General features: G+C 43.8%; 1 protein-coding gene. It reads left to right on the forward strand.

Annotated elements, in window-relative coordinates; translation table 11 throughout:
- Positions 1-125: 125 nt before the first annotated feature.
- On the forward strand, positions 126-860 hold a 735-nt coding region (locus A3756_RS20005), incomplete at its 3' end, for a metallophosphoesterase (protein ID WP_068554423.1).

Below are 860 nucleotides of genomic sequence, written 5' to 3' on the forward strand. Positions count from 1 at the left end.
GCGATGCAGTATACATAAGTAAAAAACCACATAAAGTGCGTTTGATTCACCCTACCTCTCATAACTTCTATGAAACCTGTAGAGAGAAATTAGGCTGGGCCAATAACCTGATAAGTAGTTAATAGATGGCATTTGTTAAGAAAAAAGTTAAGCAAGGCTATGACCTGATTGGTGATATTCATGGTTGTGGTAACTCCCTTGAACGTCTGTTGAAAAAGATGGGTTATGAGAACAAGCAAGGTTGCTACCGTCATCCGCAACGCAAAGTGATTTTTGTGGGTGATATTGTTGATAGAGGCCCTCGAATTCGAGAAGCTCTGCATATTGTAAAAGACATGGTCGACCAATCGCAGGCCGAAATTGTCCTGGGCAATCACGAATACAATGCAATGTGTTACTGCACAGAGGGTCGTCAAGGTAGTGGCATGCAGTATTTGCGCGAGCACAACGCTCGTCATCACAGACTTATTCGAGAGACCTTGGAGCAGTTTGATGCTCATCGCTCCGAATGGCACAAGTTTCTATCGTGGTTTCATGAAATCCCTCTTTTTATTGAAAAAGAAGACTTCCGAGTGGTTCATGCTTGTTGGGATAGTTTAGCGATTGAACGTTTAAAATCTTATTCCCCAGACCATTGCATTAGTATGGACTTTTTGCACGAGTCTGCGGTCTCTGGTTCTTTCGCTAGCCGAATTATTGACAAGTTAACTCGCGGTACCGCATTGGAGCTGCCAAACGGTGAAACCATTCTAGGCAAAGATGGCTTGGCGAGAAGCATGTTTCGCACAAAGTTCTGGAGTGATGATCCCCAGATATACAATGATGTTGTCTTTCAACCCGACCCACTGCCGCCAGAAATG

The organism is Oleiphilus sp. HI0086 (assembly GCF_001635225.1).